Genomic DNA, 14,229 nt, shown 5'->3' with positions numbered 1-14,229 from the left:
TCAGACTGTACCCAAGCGCACGCGAGCGCACCAGCACGGTGCGACAGAATGCAATTTCGCGGGGGCGAGCGACGCCAGGGCGGGATGCACCGTCAAGTCTGTTTTGCCGCCTTGCCCGTGTTCGCCACCCTGGCCGCCGCCACGCCGCTGCGCACGGCCGCTTCGATGGTGGCCGGATAGTCCTGCGTCCGGTCATCATTGGCCGTGTAGTCGCCGGCCAGCAGCAGGCCCGGCATGCCGCTGGCATTGCCGGGGCGCGCCAGGTCCGGCGTGCAGGCAAAGGTGGCGCGCTTTTCCGTGATCAGCTGGGTCCAGGCCGGCTGCGCCAGTTCCGGGCGCTGCAGCACCTGCGCCAGCTGCGCAGCGATCGCCTGCGCCAGCGGGCCATGGCCTTGCTCGGCGGCAGGGCCGGACGCGCTGATGACGACGGCCAGCAAGCCCGCCTGATTCGCGTCGAGCTGGCCCCGGTCGAAGACGAACTGCCCCCAGTGCTGTTGCTCTGGCGCATCGACGAGCGCGTAAAACGGCAAGTCCAGGCGTACGCTGGCGTCGTATTGCAGGTAACAGGTGCTGATGGCTTCCGGCGTGAAGGCCTGCATTTTGGTAATAACGTCATTGAGGCGCGGGTCGTGCACGCCTTGCAGCAGGCTGGCCGCTTGCACGGATGAGGTGGCGACGATGACGCCGTCATAGTGTTCGCCATCATCGACGCCATCATCGAGTCGCCAGCGGCCATCGGGCAAGGCGTGCAAGGCGGCCACCTTGGCGCCCGTGCGCACCGCGCCGCCATGCTGTTCCAGATAGCGGGCGGCCGCGTCCGGCAACAGGGTGGAGAGGTCCGCCTTCGGGATCAGCATGTCGGAGGCGCGGCGGCGCGATGCGCCCAGGCTGTCGCGCAGCACGTTGATGAAGACGCGGGCCGACGCGCGCTCGGGCGGCGTATTCAATGCTGCCAGGCACAGCGGATGCCACATCAGGCGGTTCAAGGTGTCCGTCTGGTCGAAGCGCTGCAGCAATTCGGTTACCGTGCAATCGTTGTACAACTGCCAGCCCATCCAGCGCATGGCCGTGGAAAAACGCATCAGGGACAGCTTGTCGGCGCGCTGCAGCCCCTTGGCGCGCAGCAAGGCCCATGCCAGGTGCAGCGGCGCAGGCAGGCGCGGCGCGAGAAAATCCATGCCTTTGGTGCCGGGCGGATAGCGCATCTGCAGGGGCAGGGTGAGGATCAGTTCGGCAGGGTCTTGCCCCGCCAGCTTGATCAGGCGCAAGGTTTCCGTGTACGCGCCCAGCAGGATGTGCTGGCCGTTGTCGAGCACCGTCTTTTCCCGTTCGACCCGGCGCGCGCGCCCGCCCAAGGTGCGCGCCGCCTCGTAGACGGTCACGGCATGGCCGGCGCGCGCCAGTTCCATGGCCGCCGCACAGCCGGCCCAGCCGGCGCCGATGACGGCGTAGCGTTGCTTCACGCTACTGTCAGCCACGAACCCAGGTCTTCCAGGCCAGCCACAGTTTGCGGATCGGCGTGAGCGAGATGCGCTGGTTCAGCACGTGATAGCCGTCGCGCTCGACTTCGTTGAGCAGGGTGCGGTAGATGGCGGCCATGATCAGGCCCGGGCGCTGGGCGCGGCGGTCTTCCGCCGGCAGCAGGGCGAACGCTTCGTCGTAGGCTTTTTGCGCGCGCGCCACCTGGAAGCGCATGAGGTTTTCAAAGTTTTCGCTGTGGCGCGCGTTCAGCAAATCGGCCGCCGTCACATTGAATTGCTGCAATTCGCTGATCGGCAGGTAGATGCGCCCCTTGCGCGCATCCTCGCCCACGTCGCGGATGATGTTGGTCAGTTGGAAGGCATGGCCCAGCTTTTCCGCGTACAGCAGGGTTTCCGGGCGGGTCGCGCCGAAGATGCTTGCCGACAAGATACCGACCACGCTGGCCACGTGCCAGCAATAGCGGCTCATGGCCTGGTAATCGAGGTAGCGGGTCTGGTTCAAGTCCATTTCCATGCCGTCGATGATGGCCTGCAAATGCTTTTCTTCCAGCTGATACATGTCCAGGTGCGGCTGCAGCGCGCGCATCACGGGATGTGTGGGGTTGCCCTCGTACATGGCCTTGACTTCCTTGCGCCACCAGACCAGCTTGGTGCGTGCCACGGCTTCGTCCGTGCATTCATCGACCGTATCGTCGACTTCGCGGCAGAAGGCGTACAGGGCCGTGATGGCCTTGCGGCGCTCGGCCGGCAGGAACAGGAAGCTGTAGTAGAAGCTGGAGCCGCTCTGGGCGGCCTTTTGTTGGCAGTATTCGTCGGGAGACATAGTCAAAAGAGCAAGGGTTGCAGATCGAAGCCGCTATTCTATCGTCTTACAGAGTGGGCGACGGGGGAAAAGCCGTTTTTACTTGTGTCTCTTGATGCAGGCTTTTGCGCGACATGCGCAGGGCGCGCCAGAAAATGATCAGCCAGTCACGTTTCTCCAGCTTGGGACGGCGTCGGAACACGTCGTAATTGACGGCTTCGATGCATTCGAGAATGCGCAAGCCCCCTTGCACCACCAGGCGCAGTTCCCAGCCGATGCGTCCGCGCAAGCGCAGGGCCAGCGGCGCGCCGGACAGCATCAGCGCGCGCGCGCGGGCCACTTCGAAGCGCATCAGGGCACTCCACTTGCCGTGCGCCTCGGGCCGCTCGAAGGCGGCGGCGGAGACGGCAAAGCGGCTCAAGTCTTCCATCGGCAGATAGATGCGCTCTTTTTGCTGGTCGATGGCAACGTCTTGCAAGAAATTAATTAGTTGCAAAGATGAACATATGGCATCGGAATCGCGTACATTCTGTTCATCGGCCGCACCGTACAGGTGCAGCATCAGCAGCCCCACGGGGTTGGCGGAGCGGGCGCAGTAATCGAGCACGTCGTCGTAGCTGGCGTAGCGCGTTGTTTCCACATCCTGCTTGAAGGCGGACAATAAATCGTGGAACGGCTTGAGCGGCAGCTGGAACTTGGCGATGACGGCGGCCAGGCGTTCGAACATGGCGGCGTTCTCGCCGGCATGGCCTTCCTGGCGGGCGATGCGGCCCAGCGCCTCTTCGTAGGCGTGTAGAAAGGCCAGGCGTTCGGCCGGTGTGGCGTCGCCTTCGTCGGCCAGGTCGTCGGCGCTGCGGGCGAAGGCATAGATGGCTTCGACGGCGGGCACCAGGCGGCGCGGCAGTAAAAATGATGCAACAGGAAAATTTTCGTAATGGTCTACAGGCATGAACACACTTCTCTAGTCTTGCGTTTGTCCGGCACTCCCGCAAACGCTGGAATGTGGCCGGACGTTGTACGTCTCAAGATTAATGACGCAAAAGTCACTAAAAACTTTTACGCACGATTATAATTAATAACCAGAAAGTCATTAGCGGAAAATCGTCCTCCGCTACGACCAAACTGATATTGTCACAAATTTAAGGATATAGCGTGCGAAAAAGTTTGGCTTGGCCCAAAGGACAGGCAAAAAGTTTCTCCGCATAAAAATATTGCAGCCCGCATAGTAAAGGAAAATACCTTGTTTGCCCTGAAAACCCTGCGCCGCGAGACCGGCGCATCCGCACTTCCTGCCTTGCGGCTGATTGCCGCCGCGGCCCTTGCGACTACCCTGGCGGCCTGTTCCAAGCCTGCCGTCAAAGTGGAAGACGTGCGTCCCGTCCGTGCCATCGTGTTGTCTAGTAGTAATGTTGACGTGAGTGCCGAGCTGTCGGGCGAGGTCGTGCCCCGCGTCGTGTCGCAGCTGGGTTTCCGCGTGGGCGGCAAGATCGTCGCGCGCAAGGTGGACGTGGGCGCCAGCGTGACAAAGGGGCAAGTGCTGATGCAGCTCGATCCCGCCGACTTGCAGCTGTCGCAGGCGCAGGCCAAGGCCTCGCTGGTGAGCGCGGAAACGAGCCGCGACCTGGCCCGCGCGGAACTGAAGCGCTACCAGGATTTGCGCGAGAAGAATTTCGTCAGCCAGGCCGTGCTCGATGGCAAGGATGCCACCTACAAGGCGGCCCAGGCGAACGTGGAAGCGGCGCAAGCCCTGTACCGTGGCCAGGCCAACCAGTCCGGCTATGCCAGCTTGGTGGCTGACGTCGATGGCGTCGTCACGCGCATCGAGGCCGAAGTGGGGCAGGTCGTGGCGCCAGGCGCGCCCGTGGTGCAGGTGGCCAAGAGCGGCGAGAAGGAAATCGTGATCGGCATTCCCGAAGACAAGGTCGAGACCTTGCGCAAGGTCAAGGATGTCACCGTGCGCCTGTGGGCCGACCCGAAGCAGGGTTTGCCGGGCAAGATACGCGAAGTGTCGCCCGTGGCCGATCCTGCCACGCGCACCTACCTGGCCAAGGTCAGCATCCCGGACGCGCCGCAAGCGCGCCTGGGCATGACGGCCGTGGTGCAGTTCGCCTCGCAGACGGCCATGCCGCAGATCAAGGTGCCGCTGACGGCCCTGTTCAATGAAAAGTCGCAAAGCTCCGTATGGGTGGTGGAAAACGGCGCCGTGAAGCTGGTGCCGGTGACGGTGGGCGGCGTGGCGGGCAATGAGCTGCTGCTGACATCGGGCGTGCAAGCGGGGCAGACGGTGGTTACGGCCGGCGTCAACCTGCTCAAGCCGGGCCAGAAAGTGACCATTCTCGGCGCCGAACTGGCCAGCAAGCCCGATGTCGCCGCTGCCGCCGTCAGCGTGGGTGCGGCCAAATGAAGGGCGGCTTCAATCTGTCGCGCTGGGCCCTCGAACACATCCCGCTGACGCGCTACCTGATGGCCGTGCTGCTGATCGGCGGCATGCTCAGCTACGCCAGCCTGGGCCAGGATGAAGATCCGCCGTTTACCTTCCGCGCCATGGTGCTGCAGGCGTACTGGCCCGGCGCCACGGCCTTGCAGATGGCCGAGCAGGTGACGGACAAGCTGGAAAAGAAGCTGCAGGAAACACCGTACATCAATGAAATCACCAGTTATTCGAAGCCGGGCGAAACCCTGATCCTGCTGGAGCTGCGCGAATCGGCGCCGCCCAAGGAAACGGCCGCCGCCTGGTACCAGGTGCGCAAGAAGATCGGCGACATCAAGGGTACCTTGCCGGCCGGCGTCGTGGGCCCGTTCTTCAATGACGAGTTCGGCGACACCTACGGTTCCATCTTCGCCCTGTCCGGCGACGGTTTTACGTATGCGGAAATGAAGGATTACGCGGACAAGGTGCGCCAGGAACTGCTGGCCGTGGGGCAGGTCTCGAAGGTGGAGCTGTTCGGCGTGCAAGATGAAAAGATCAATATCATCTTTTCCCATAAGAAATTTGCCCAACTGGGCATTCCCTTTGACGCCATCGTGCAGCAATTATCCGAGCAAAACAGCATCAACGCCACGGGCGTGCTGGTGACGCCGACGGACAACCTGCAGGTGCGCGTGACGGGCGCCATGCTTACCGTCAAGGACTTGGAAAACCTGGAATTGCGCGCCAACGGCACCACTTTCCGCCTCGGCGACTTTGCCACCGTGAAACGTGAATTCGTCGATCCGCCGAAGGACAAGATGCGCTTCAACGGCAAGGAAGTGATCGGCCTGGGCGTATCGATGGAAAAGGGCGGCAACATCATCGACATGGGCAAGGCATTGCAGGCAACCGTCACGCGCATGAAGAGCGAATTGCCGGTTGGCATAGAATTGCAGCGCGTGTCGAACCAGCCGGAAGCCGTATCGGCCTCCGTGGGCGAGTTCGTGCACACCCTGATCGAAGCCATTTTGATCGTGCTGGCCGTCAGCTTTGTCGCGCTGGGCTTGCACACGAAGCCGCTGCGCATCGACGTGCGCCCAGGCCTGGTGGTGGCGCTGACCATCCCGCTGGTGCTGGCCGTCACCTTCCTGTTCATGCGCCTGCTCGACATCGACTTGCACAAGATCTCGCTCGGCGCGCTGATCATCGCGCTGGGCTTGCTGGTCGACGACGCCATCATTGCCGTCGAGATGATGGTGCGCAAGATGGAAGAGGGCATGTCGCGTTTCGACGCTGCCACGTTCGCCTACACGTCGACGGCCATGCCCATGCTGACGGGCACCCTGATCACGGTGGCAGGCTTTTTGCCCATCGGCCTGGCCAAGTCGGCCGCCGGCGAATACACGTTTTCCCTGTTCTCCGTCAATGCGCTGGCCCTGATCATTTCGTGGGTGGTTGCCGTCGTCTTCACGCCCTACATCGGCTACGTCTTGTTGAAGGTCAAGCCGCACGCGCATAACGACCATGAATTGTTCGATACGCCAAACTTCCGCCGCTTCCGCCGCACCGTGGCCTGGTGCGTGGAATGGCGCAAGACGACGATTGCCGCCACCCTGGCCATCTTCGCGCTGGGCATTTACGGCTTCAACTTTATTGAAAAGCAATTCTTTCCCGATTCCAGCCGTCCGGAACTGATGGTGGAACTGTGGTCGCCCGAAGGCACGACGTTTGCCGCGAATGAAAAGCAGGTCAAGAAGTTCGAAGCGTTCGTCGGCAAGCTCGACGGCGTGGAAAGCGTGACCAGCTACGTGGGCACGGGCAGTCCCCGTTTCTATTTGCCGCTGGATCAGATCTTCCCGCAGACCAACGTGTCGCAAGTAGTGATCCTGCCGAAGAGCCTGGCGGACCGCGAGCAGCTGCGCCAGAAGATCATCGACGTCTTCAAGAAGGATTTCCCGGAAGTGCGGGGCAGGGTAAAACTGTTGCCGAACGGACCACCGGTGCCGTATCCCGTGCAATTTCGCGTCACGGGGCCGGAAGTGGCGGGCGTGCGCGCCATTGCCGACCAGGTCAAGGATATCCTGCGGGCCAATCCGAACACCGTGGGCGTCAATGACAACTGGAATGAATCGGTGAAAGTGCTGCGCCTGGACCTGGACCAGGACAAGATGCGCGCGCTGGGCGTCACCTCGAAAACGGTGATGCAGGCGGCCAATACCATCCTGTCGGGCACCGTCATCGGCCAGTTCCGCGAAGACAACAAGCTGATCGATATCCAGGTGCGCCAGCCGCTGGAGGAACGGGCGACGATTTCCGTGCTGAACGACACGAATATCCCGACGTCAACGGGCAAGTCCGTGCCCATCTCGCAGCTGGCCCGCGTGCATTTTGTGTGGGAGCCGGGCGTCGTCTGGCGCGACAAGCGCGAATGGGCCATTACCGTGCAATCGGACGTGGTCGACGGCATCCAGGGCGCCACCGTATCGACGCAACTGGCGCCGCAGCTCGACGCCTTGCGGGCCAAAATGCCGGACGGCTACCGCATCACCGTGAAAGGCGTGGCGGCCGACAGCGGCGAGGCGGAAGCGTCGATCGCGGCGAACTTGCCGCTGGCCATCTTCATCATCTTCACCTTGCTGATGCTGCAGCTGCACAGTTTCTCGCGTTCCTTGCTGGTGTTCCTGACGGGCCCGCTGGGCGTGGCGGGCGCCGCGTTTGCCTTGCTGCTGCTGCACCGTCCGCTGGGTTTCGTGGCCAACCTGGGCGTCATCGCGCTGTTCGGGATGATCATCCGCAACTCCGTGATCCTCGTCGACCAGATCGAGCAAGACATCAAGGATGGCTCCACGCCGTGGGACGCCATCATCGACTCGGCCGTGCGCCGCTGCCGCCCCATCGTGCTGACGGCCGCCGCCGCGGCGCTGGCCATGATCCCGCTGTCGCGTTCGGTCTTCTGGGGACCGATGGCGGTCGCCATCATGGGGGGATTGATCCTGGCAACGGCCTTGACCTTGCTGTTCCTGCCGGCCCTGTATGCGGCCTGGTTCCGGGTCAAGAAGCCGGAGCCTGCGACAAGGGAAGCGGGTACGCCGGCTGTGTAGTGCCCTGGCGGGTGGCCGCATGCTGCATACGCCATGTACCCGAACGGCGAAAATGCCGGGGTCGTACCCTGAGGGTGCGACCCCAGTGCTTGCTTTAGGGTAAAAATGCCGCCAACTGGCCGGTGGCGCGCTCTGAGGCGCAGCAAAAAAAAGGCGGCATCCCTCTGGGAAATCCAGTAGAATGCCGCCTTTGCTTTACCGCAAGCTTGTCCTGCAAGTCCAAGGTAGCCAGATCGCTCCCGAGTTGTTAAAATCAGGGGCGGCAGCAAAGTGGTATGTACAAGCTGCGTACAAAAGATGCGGATGTGGTGGAATTGGTAGACACGCTGGTCTTAGAAGCCAGTGCTTCGGCTTGGGAGTTCGAGTCTCCCCATCCGCACCAATCCGGGTTGTTCCAGCCCGGAAGTGCAGCACCATCAAAATTTTCCCTGAACTAATTTCATCAGCCCAGTTTCATCAGCCCAGTGCGCCGAGTGCGCCCAGTTGCCGGCTCGACTGTTGCACCATCTGCGCAATCAGTGCCTGCGCCTGCGGGTAGCCGCTTCTTTCCATTAATTTATCATCTTCAGTCAGCGGCCAAAGTGCCTGCAAGACGCGCTGCCGTGCCTGCGGCCAGTTGTACTCCTGCGCATGGGTTGACTGCGGTGCTTCCTGATCCAGCAGGTACAGCGCCTCGCGCGTCATCGCCACCTCTTGCTGCGCCTGGGCGGCCAGCATGTCGCTGCGGGGCGGCGGCTGCCGCGCGAGGAAAGTGTCGAGCTTGCGGCTCTGGCGTTCGTACAGGTCGAGCAGCAGGTGCAAGGTGGCGCCGTCGGGCCGCCGTTGCGTGTCGAGCGCGTCGAGCACGTCCAGCAGCCAGTGCGTCATCTGGCGCCCGGCCAATCCCAGTTCCGGCCAGGTGGTGCTGTGCAATTGTTCGCCCAGGTAGCGGGCGCGGTCGATGGCGCGCCGGCTGCCGCTCATGTGCTGGCCGATGGGGCCGTACTGTGGCGCCAGCGCCGCTTCCTGGCGCTCGGCCAGCAGGCACAGCAACGCCAGGTGGACATATACATGAAAGGCGGCCAGGGTGCGATGGGCATCCCAGTAGTGATTGCCTTCAATATCTGGCGCATTCCACAGCGAACAGACCTTGGCGCCGTCGTCGCGCGCATAGTCGGGCGCCAGCAGGCTGTGGCCGTGGCGGAAGTCGTACAGTTTCTGGTGCAGCGACTCGTGTAGCAAGTGTTCGGCCAGCCACCAGGGGTTGCCGATCAGCTCCTGGTTCAGGAACACGCTGCCATTGACGCGAAATTGCGAGCTGGACGCCTTGCCGCGCCACGTGCCCAGCTTGGGAAACAGGGCGATCAATTGCACGTGAGACAGCGCGCTGGCCGTCAGGCGGGGCAGCAGGGTTTCCAGCAAGCCTAGCCCGCGGCGCAGCAGCGCCCGTTCCTGCGGCGTAGGGGTGGCCAGCGGCGCGCCGTAGTTATCGTCCATCACGGCAAGAAAGGCGCGCGCATACGGCGTGCCTTCCTGCCAGGCATGCCATATGTAGGTGTCACATTCGGTGTCCGCTTCTTCCATGGTGCGCCCCTCGTGCAAGCGTGCCACGGGCGGCAGATGGGCCACCAGCGGGCCGCCGGGCAGGCCCGCGTCCAGGTGCTCGCTGGCCGCCTGGAACAGTGCCGCGCATTGCGGCAGGGGCAGTCCGTACTCGTCACCCAAGTGCAGCTGGCGCATGGCGTGCTGGACGGCGCAGCGCAGCACCGTGTCGCCCAGCAACTGGCGTTGGCGCGCGGGCGGCGCCGTATCGAGCGCGCCGGCCAGCCGTTCGGCCTCGGGCAGGGTGCCGCCCAGCTTGTGCAAGCGCCGCCGGTAGGCGACGGCCAGCTGGTCGCGGATGTAGCCGCTGTCGCCAAAGGCGCGGTGGGTCACCAGCGCCGTTTCCACGGCGGCCAGCACGTCCGCATCCGGTGGAGCGGCTCGCAGGGTAGGCGCAGCCACTGCCGGGTCAGGCGACGGTAGGGTGGTCGTGGTCGTGGTGGCCATCGCCCTTCATGCGCAATTCCATTTCATCGACTTCCGTCTGGATTTTTTGCAGATCGTCGTCCGTGACGCCGTCGAGCAGGCGGCTGAGGACCATTTGCAGCTTGGCTTTGGCGTTGCTGGAACTGCCGGGTGTGCTATCGCTCATGATGTTTTCTCCTTTAAATTCACTTGGAGAGGGGATGCGCGGCTTAGGTTTGCCTGAAAAATGGCCAAATTGAGGTAAATCAAAGGTTTTTTGGCCGAAATCTTCGCCAGGAGCGCATTTCTTTGTTTCGGACGGGGCGCCAGTTCGCATATACTAATGAACGAAGCAGGCTGGAAAGCCTGTCTCTGGCGAAATAAAGAATGCCGGGGCAAGAGTAAAGACAGGGCCATCCAGGCTGTAGCGATTCGTTCGCCGCCGCCGGTATCCTCTGTGGCGTGGCTGCAAAGCCAGCCACTTTCCCGAAGTCCTTTGTTATAATGCCACGCTTTACCGAATGATGGCCGGCCCTGCATTTACTGAGAAGCAGGGTTGGACGCTCGGAGCCCTGTCGCAGTACTGGAAGCGGCGGATTGTTTGGTGCCTGGTGCGGGTTTTTCCCTCCGCCGGGTAGACCAGGTCCATCGTCCTGTTTTCAGTGCTTTTACAGATGAATATGCGAGCGAGTGAAGCTGGACCCATGTCTTGCGCCAGTGATGGCGCAAGGGGTCGGGTCTTCTTTTCTCGCACCAACAGTGTTTATTTTTTGGACGATTTTTTACATGGCAACTGCAGTCGAAACCTTGGGCAAACTCGAACGTCGTATCACGATCTCCTTCCCGCTGACGGACGTCCGCACGGAAGTTGAGAAGCGCCTGAAAGTGCAAGCCCGTACGGCTAAGGCACCGGGCTTCCGTCCGGGCAAAGTGCCGTTGAAAATGGTCGCAGCACAATACGGCTACCAAATTGAATCCGAAGTGCTGAATGACAAAGTCGGCCGCGCGTTCAACGACGCCGCCAACGAAAACAATCTGCGCGTGGCCGGTTTCCCGAACATCGTGCCGAAAGAAGAAGCCGCCGAAGGCCAGCTGGCTTTCGACGCCACGTTCGAAGTGTATCCGGAAGTCGCCATCGGCGACCTGACGGCCGTTGAAATCGAAACCGTGCAAGCCGACGTGTCGGAAGCCGAAATCGACAAGACCATCGACATCCTGCGCAAGCAGCGCGTGCACTTCCACACCAAGGGCGAAGCTGGCGAACACGGCGACGGCGGTGAGGCTATCGCTGCCAACGGCGACCGCGTGACCGTCGACTTCGTCGGCTCGATCGACGGTGTTGAATTCCCAGGCGGCAAAGCTGAAGGCTACGCTTTCGTGCTGGGCGAAGGCCGCATGCTGCCGGAATTCGAAGCAGCGACCCTGGGCCTGAAAGTGGGCGAGTCGAAGACTTTCCCGTTGTCGTTCCCAGAGGACTACCATGGTAAAGACGTGGCCGGCAAAACCGCTTCGTTCACCATCACGCTGCAAAAGCTGGAATGGGCGCACCTGCCGGAAGTCGATGCCGAATTCGCCAAATCGCTGGGCGTTGCCGATGGCGACCTGGCCAAAATGCGCGAAGACATCAAAGTCAACCTGCAGCGCGAAGTCGCTGGCCGCGTAAAAGCACGCAACAAGGAAGCCGTCATGGACGCGCTGATCAAAGTTGCTGAGCTGGAAGTGCCAAAAACGCTGATCGCCCAGGATTCCGAGCGCCTGGCCGAAATGACCCGCCAGGACATGGCGCAGCGCGGCATGAACGTCAAGGACGTGCCTTTCCCAGCAGAACTGTTCGCGGAAAAAGCCGAGCGTCGCGTACGCCTGGGCCTGATCCTGTCGCAACTGGTGGGCGATAACAACCTGCAGGCTACGCCTGAGCAAGTCAAGGCGCAGATCGAAGATTTCGCCCAAAGCTACGAAGATCCGCGCGAAGTGCTGAAGTACTACTACAGCGACCGTCGTCGTCTGGGTGAGATCGAAGCCCTTGTATTGGAAGAAAACGTCGTCACTTACGTGTTGGGCCTGTCGAAAGTCACGACGAAAGCAGTTGCTTTCGACGAACTGATGGGAAGCAACGCACAAGCGTAAACCAGTTGGTATCCGGATGCCGCTCCCGGCCGTCAGGCCGGGGCGGCGCCCTCTAACTGCTTCACAAGGAAATGAAATGACAGGTATGAACCGTAATCCGGCGCTGGACACAGAGATGCTCGGCCTGGTGCCGATGGTGGTGGAACAAAGCGGTCGCGGCGAGCGCTCGTATGATATTTACTCGCGCCTGCTGAAGGAACGCTTGATTTTCATGGTCGGCCCGGTCAATGACCAGATGGCCAACCTGGTTGTCGCCCAGCTGCTGTTCCTGGAAAGCGAAAATCCGGAAAAGGAAATCTCGCTCTACATCAACTCGCCAGGTGGTTCGGTCTCGGCCGGCATGGCCATTTACGACACCATGCAGTTCATCAAGCCGGACGTCTCGACCCTGTGCACGGGCATGGCTGCTTCGATGGGCGCTTTCCTGCTGGCCGCTGGCGCCAAGGGCAAGCGTTTCTCGCTGCCGAACTCGCGCATCATGATTCACCAGCCGTCCGGTGGTTCGCAAGGCATGGCGTCCGACATCGAGATCCAGGCGAAGGAAATCCTTTACCTGCGCACCCGCTTGAACGGCATCATGGCCGAGCGCACGGGCCAGACGATCGAACAGATCGCCAAGGACACCGACCGCGACCGTTTCATGTCCGCCGACGAGGCCGTTGAGTATGGTTTGATCGACAAAGTGTTGACCAGCCGCGCTTGATGAGCCCCTACCGGTATTGCTAAGCAAGTAAGTAAACGCCCGGGCGATCAAACGTTCGGGCGTTTCGCTTTTATTTCGGGTAGCATGGAGCTTGTGCACGTTGTTGACTTGCGCCATGGGTAGCTGCCTTTCCGGCAACTACCGCACTCCGGCTTGCGATTTTGCAATATTGTTAATGCAGTTCCAACCAAAATGCCTTATGTCAGACAAAAAATCCTCTAGCGGCGAAAAATTACTGTATTGCTCGTTCTGCGGCAAAAGCCAGCACGAGGTGAAGAAACTCATCGCCGGCCCGTCCGTGTTCATTTGCGACGAGTGCATCGACCTGTGCAACGACATCATCCGTGATGAAACGTCGAGCATCGAGACGGTGACCGGTACCAAATCCGACCTGCCGACGCCGCAAGAAATTGCCGCCTTGCTCGATCAGTACGTGATCGGCCAGCAGACTGCCAAGCGCATCCTGTCGGTGGCGGTGTACAACCATTACAAGCGCCTCAAGCACCTGGGCAAGAAAGACGACATCGAACTGGCCAAGAGCAACATCTTGCTGGTCGGTCCTACCGGCTCGGGCAAGACCCTGCTGGCACAGACCCTGGCGCGCATGCTCAACGTGCCGTTCGTGATCGCCGACGCCACCACCCTGACCGAAGCCGGTTACGTGGGTGAGGACGTGGAAAACATCATCCAGAAGCTGCTGCAAAGCTGCAACTATGACGTCGAGAAAGCCCAGCGCGGCATCGTCTACATCGATGAAATCGACAAGATTTCGCGCAAGTCCGACAATCCGTCCATCACGCGCGACGTGTCGGGCGAGGGCGTGCAGCAAGCCTTGTTGAAACTCATCGAAGGCACGATGGCTTCCGTGCCGCCACAAGGCGGCCGCAAGCACCCGAACCAGGATTTCGTGCAGATCGACACGACCAACATCATGTTCATCTGCGGCGGCGCCTTTGACGGCCTGTCGAAAGTGATCGCCAACCGTTCCGAAAAGAGCGGCATCGGTTTCTCGGCCACCGTGCGCAGCAAGTCGCAAAGCTCGGCCAGCGAACTGATGTTGCAAGCGGAACCGGAAGATCTGGTCAAGTTCGGCCTGATCCCGGAACTGGTCGGCCGTCTGCCCGTCATCGCCACCCTGGCGGAATTGACGGAAGAGGCGCTGATCCAGATCCTCGTCGAGCCGAAGAATGCGCTGATCAAGCAGTATTCGAAGCTGCTCGAGATGGAAGGCGCGGAACTGGAGATTCGTCCGGCCGCCCTGCATGCGATCGCCAAGAAGGCGCTGGCGCGCAAGACCGGTGCCCGTGGCCTGCGTTCCATCCTGGAACATGCTTTGCTGGACGTCATGTACGAACTGCCGAGCGAACAAAATGTGGTGAAGGTCGTCATCGACGAAAATACCATCACCAGTGGCGCCAAACCTTTGTTGATTTATCAAGAGACTGCCAAGGCCTCCGGAGAAAATTGATTACTGCCGAGACAAATGCATAAAAAGGATTTTGATTCCTTAATGCATGGCAGTACAATTTAAATCAATGAGTGCAGGCTTCAATCGGAAAGCCACTCGCGGCGCTTAGCTGCGCGTGGCTTTTTTACTGTGAAAACTGCATTTATTACCG

General features: G+C 61.2%; 10 protein-coding genes and 1 tRNA gene. 6 read left to right on the top strand and 5 right to left on the bottom strand.

The features are described from left to right. Nucleotides 1-92: 92 nt before the first annotated feature. Genes hpnE through hpnC form a run of 3 tightly spaced genes read right to left on the bottom strand, consistent with a single transcriptional unit; the run spans nt 93 to nt 3,232 of the window. On the bottom strand, nt 93-1,463 hold the full coding sequence (hpnE, locus tag AC1RBA_RS04875) for a hydroxysqualene dehydroxylase HpnE (RefSeq protein ID WP_492416922.1): 1,371 nt from the start codon (nt 1,461-1,463) through the stop codon (nt 93-95). 7 nt (nt 1,464-1,470) lie between these two features. Then, entirely contained in the window at nt 1,471-2,304 is an 834-nt protein-coding gene (gene hpnD, locus AC1RBA_RS04870; RefSeq protein ID WP_070311986.1) for a presqualene diphosphate synthase HpnD, read from the bottom strand. A 46-nt stretch (nt 2,305-2,350) separates the two neighbouring features. Continuing rightward, nucleotides 2,351-3,232 carry a squalene synthase HpnC gene (hpnC, locus tag AC1RBA_RS04865; protein ID WP_492416920.1) on the bottom strand — a complete coding sequence of 294 codons (882 nt, stop codon included), beginning with the start codon at nt 3,230-3,232 and terminating at the stop codon, nt 2,351-2,353. Between the two features lie 291 nt (nt 3,233-3,523). Between hpnC and AC1RBA_RS04860 the strand changes: the two genes are divergently transcribed. The 3 genes from AC1RBA_RS04860 to AC1RBA_RS04850 all read left to right on the top strand — a co-directional run bounded on the left by AC1RBA_RS04860 (nt 3,524) and on the right by AC1RBA_RS04850 (nt 8,176). After that, nucleotides 3,524-4,687, top strand: coding sequence for an efflux RND transporter periplasmic adaptor subunit (locus AC1RBA_RS04860; protein WP_492416918.1), 1,164 nt, complete (start codon nt 3,524-3,526; stop codon nt 4,685-4,687). Continuing rightward, the gene (locus AC1RBA_RS04855) at nt 4,684-7,794 is read left to right on the top strand and encodes an efflux RND transporter permease subunit (RefSeq protein WP_492416916.1); all 3,111 of its coding nucleotides are present in this window, start codon (nt 4,684-4,686) and stop codon (nt 7,792-7,794) included. Before AC1RBA_RS04860 ends, AC1RBA_RS04855 begins: the two co-directional genes overlap by 4 nt. 299 nt (nt 7,795-8,093) lie before the next feature. Then, nucleotides 8,094-8,176: transfer RNA gene (locus AC1RBA_RS04850), tRNA-Leu, on the top strand. A gap of 74 nt (nt 8,177-8,250) precedes the next feature. Here the strand turns inward: AC1RBA_RS04850 and AC1RBA_RS04845 are convergent. Next, nucleotides 8,251-9,822, bottom strand: coding sequence for a hypothetical protein (locus AC1RBA_RS04845; RefSeq protein ID WP_492416914.1), 1,572 nt, complete (start codon nt 9,820-9,822; stop codon nt 8,251-8,253). Next, nucleotides 9,785-9,967, bottom strand: a complete 183-nt coding sequence (locus tag AC1RBA_RS04840) for a hypothetical protein (RefSeq protein WP_070288232.1) — start codon at nt 9,965-9,967, stop codon at nt 9,785-9,787. The genes AC1RBA_RS04845 and AC1RBA_RS04840 overlap by 38 nt, the downstream gene beginning before the upstream one ends. Nucleotides 9,968-10,566: 599 nt before the next feature. Between AC1RBA_RS04840 and tig the strand changes: the two genes are divergently transcribed. The 3 genes from tig to clpX all read left to right on the top strand — a co-directional run bounded on the left by tig (nt 10,567) and on the right by clpX (nt 14,078). Next, the gene (tig, locus tag AC1RBA_RS04835) at nt 10,567-11,907 is read left to right on the top strand and encodes a trigger factor (RefSeq protein WP_046685568.1); all 1,341 of its coding nucleotides are present in this window, start codon (nt 10,567-10,569) and stop codon (nt 11,905-11,907) included. An 85-nt stretch (nt 11,908-11,992) separates the two neighbouring features. Further along, nucleotides 11,993-12,610 (top strand): ATP-dependent Clp endopeptidase proteolytic subunit ClpP, encoded by a 618-nt coding sequence (clpP, locus tag AC1RBA_RS04830; protein ID WP_369811567.1) that lies wholly within the window; start codon nt 11,993-11,995, stop codon nt 12,608-12,610. Between the two features lie 199 nt (nt 12,611-12,809). Further along, on the top strand, nt 12,810-14,078 hold the full coding sequence (gene clpX / locus AC1RBA_RS04825; protein WP_010398446.1) for an ATP-dependent Clp protease ATP-binding subunit ClpX: 1,269 nt from the start codon (nt 12,810-12,812) through the stop codon (nt 14,076-14,078). The last annotated feature ends 151 nt before the right edge of the window (nt 14,079-14,229 follow it).

It is taken from the genome of Janthinobacterium sp. GW823-FHT03B06 (assembly GCF_058796955.1).
Note: the sequence above shows the minus strand (reverse complement) of the source record. Positions and strands in the feature narration are given on the sequence as shown.

What these genes read in the sequence shown, in the direction of transcription:
- hpnD (WP_070311986.1), bottom strand. Translation starts at nt 2,304, where the DNA reads ATGTCTCCCGACGAATACTGCCAACAAAAGGCCGCCCAGAGCGGCTCC.
- hpnC (WP_492416920.1), bottom strand. Translation starts at nt 3,232, where the DNA reads ATGCCTGTAGACCATTACGAAAATTTTCCTGTTGCATCATTTTTACTG.
- AC1RBA_RS04855 (WP_492416916.1), top strand. Translation starts at nt 4,684, where the DNA reads ATGAAGGGCGGCTTCAATCTGTCGCGCTGGGCCCTCGAACACATCCCG.
- AC1RBA_RS04845 (WP_492416914.1), bottom strand. Translation starts at nt 9,822, where the DNA reads ATGGCCACCACGACCACGACCACCCTACCGTCGCCTGACCCGGCAGTG.
- AC1RBA_RS04840 (WP_070288232.1), bottom strand. Translation starts at nt 9,967, where the DNA reads ATGAGCGATAGCACACCCGGCAGTTCCAGCAACGCCAAAGCCAAGCTG.
- tig (WP_046685568.1), top strand. Translation starts at nt 10,567, where the DNA reads ATGGCAACTGCAGTCGAAACCTTGGGCAAACTCGAACGTCGTATCACG.
- clpP (WP_369811567.1), top strand. Translation starts at nt 11,993, where the DNA reads ATGAACCGTAATCCGGCGCTGGACACAGAGATGCTCGGCCTGGTGCCG.
- clpX (WP_010398446.1), top strand. Translation starts at nt 12,810, where the DNA reads ATGTCAGACAAAAAATCCTCTAGCGGCGAAAAATTACTGTATTGCTCG.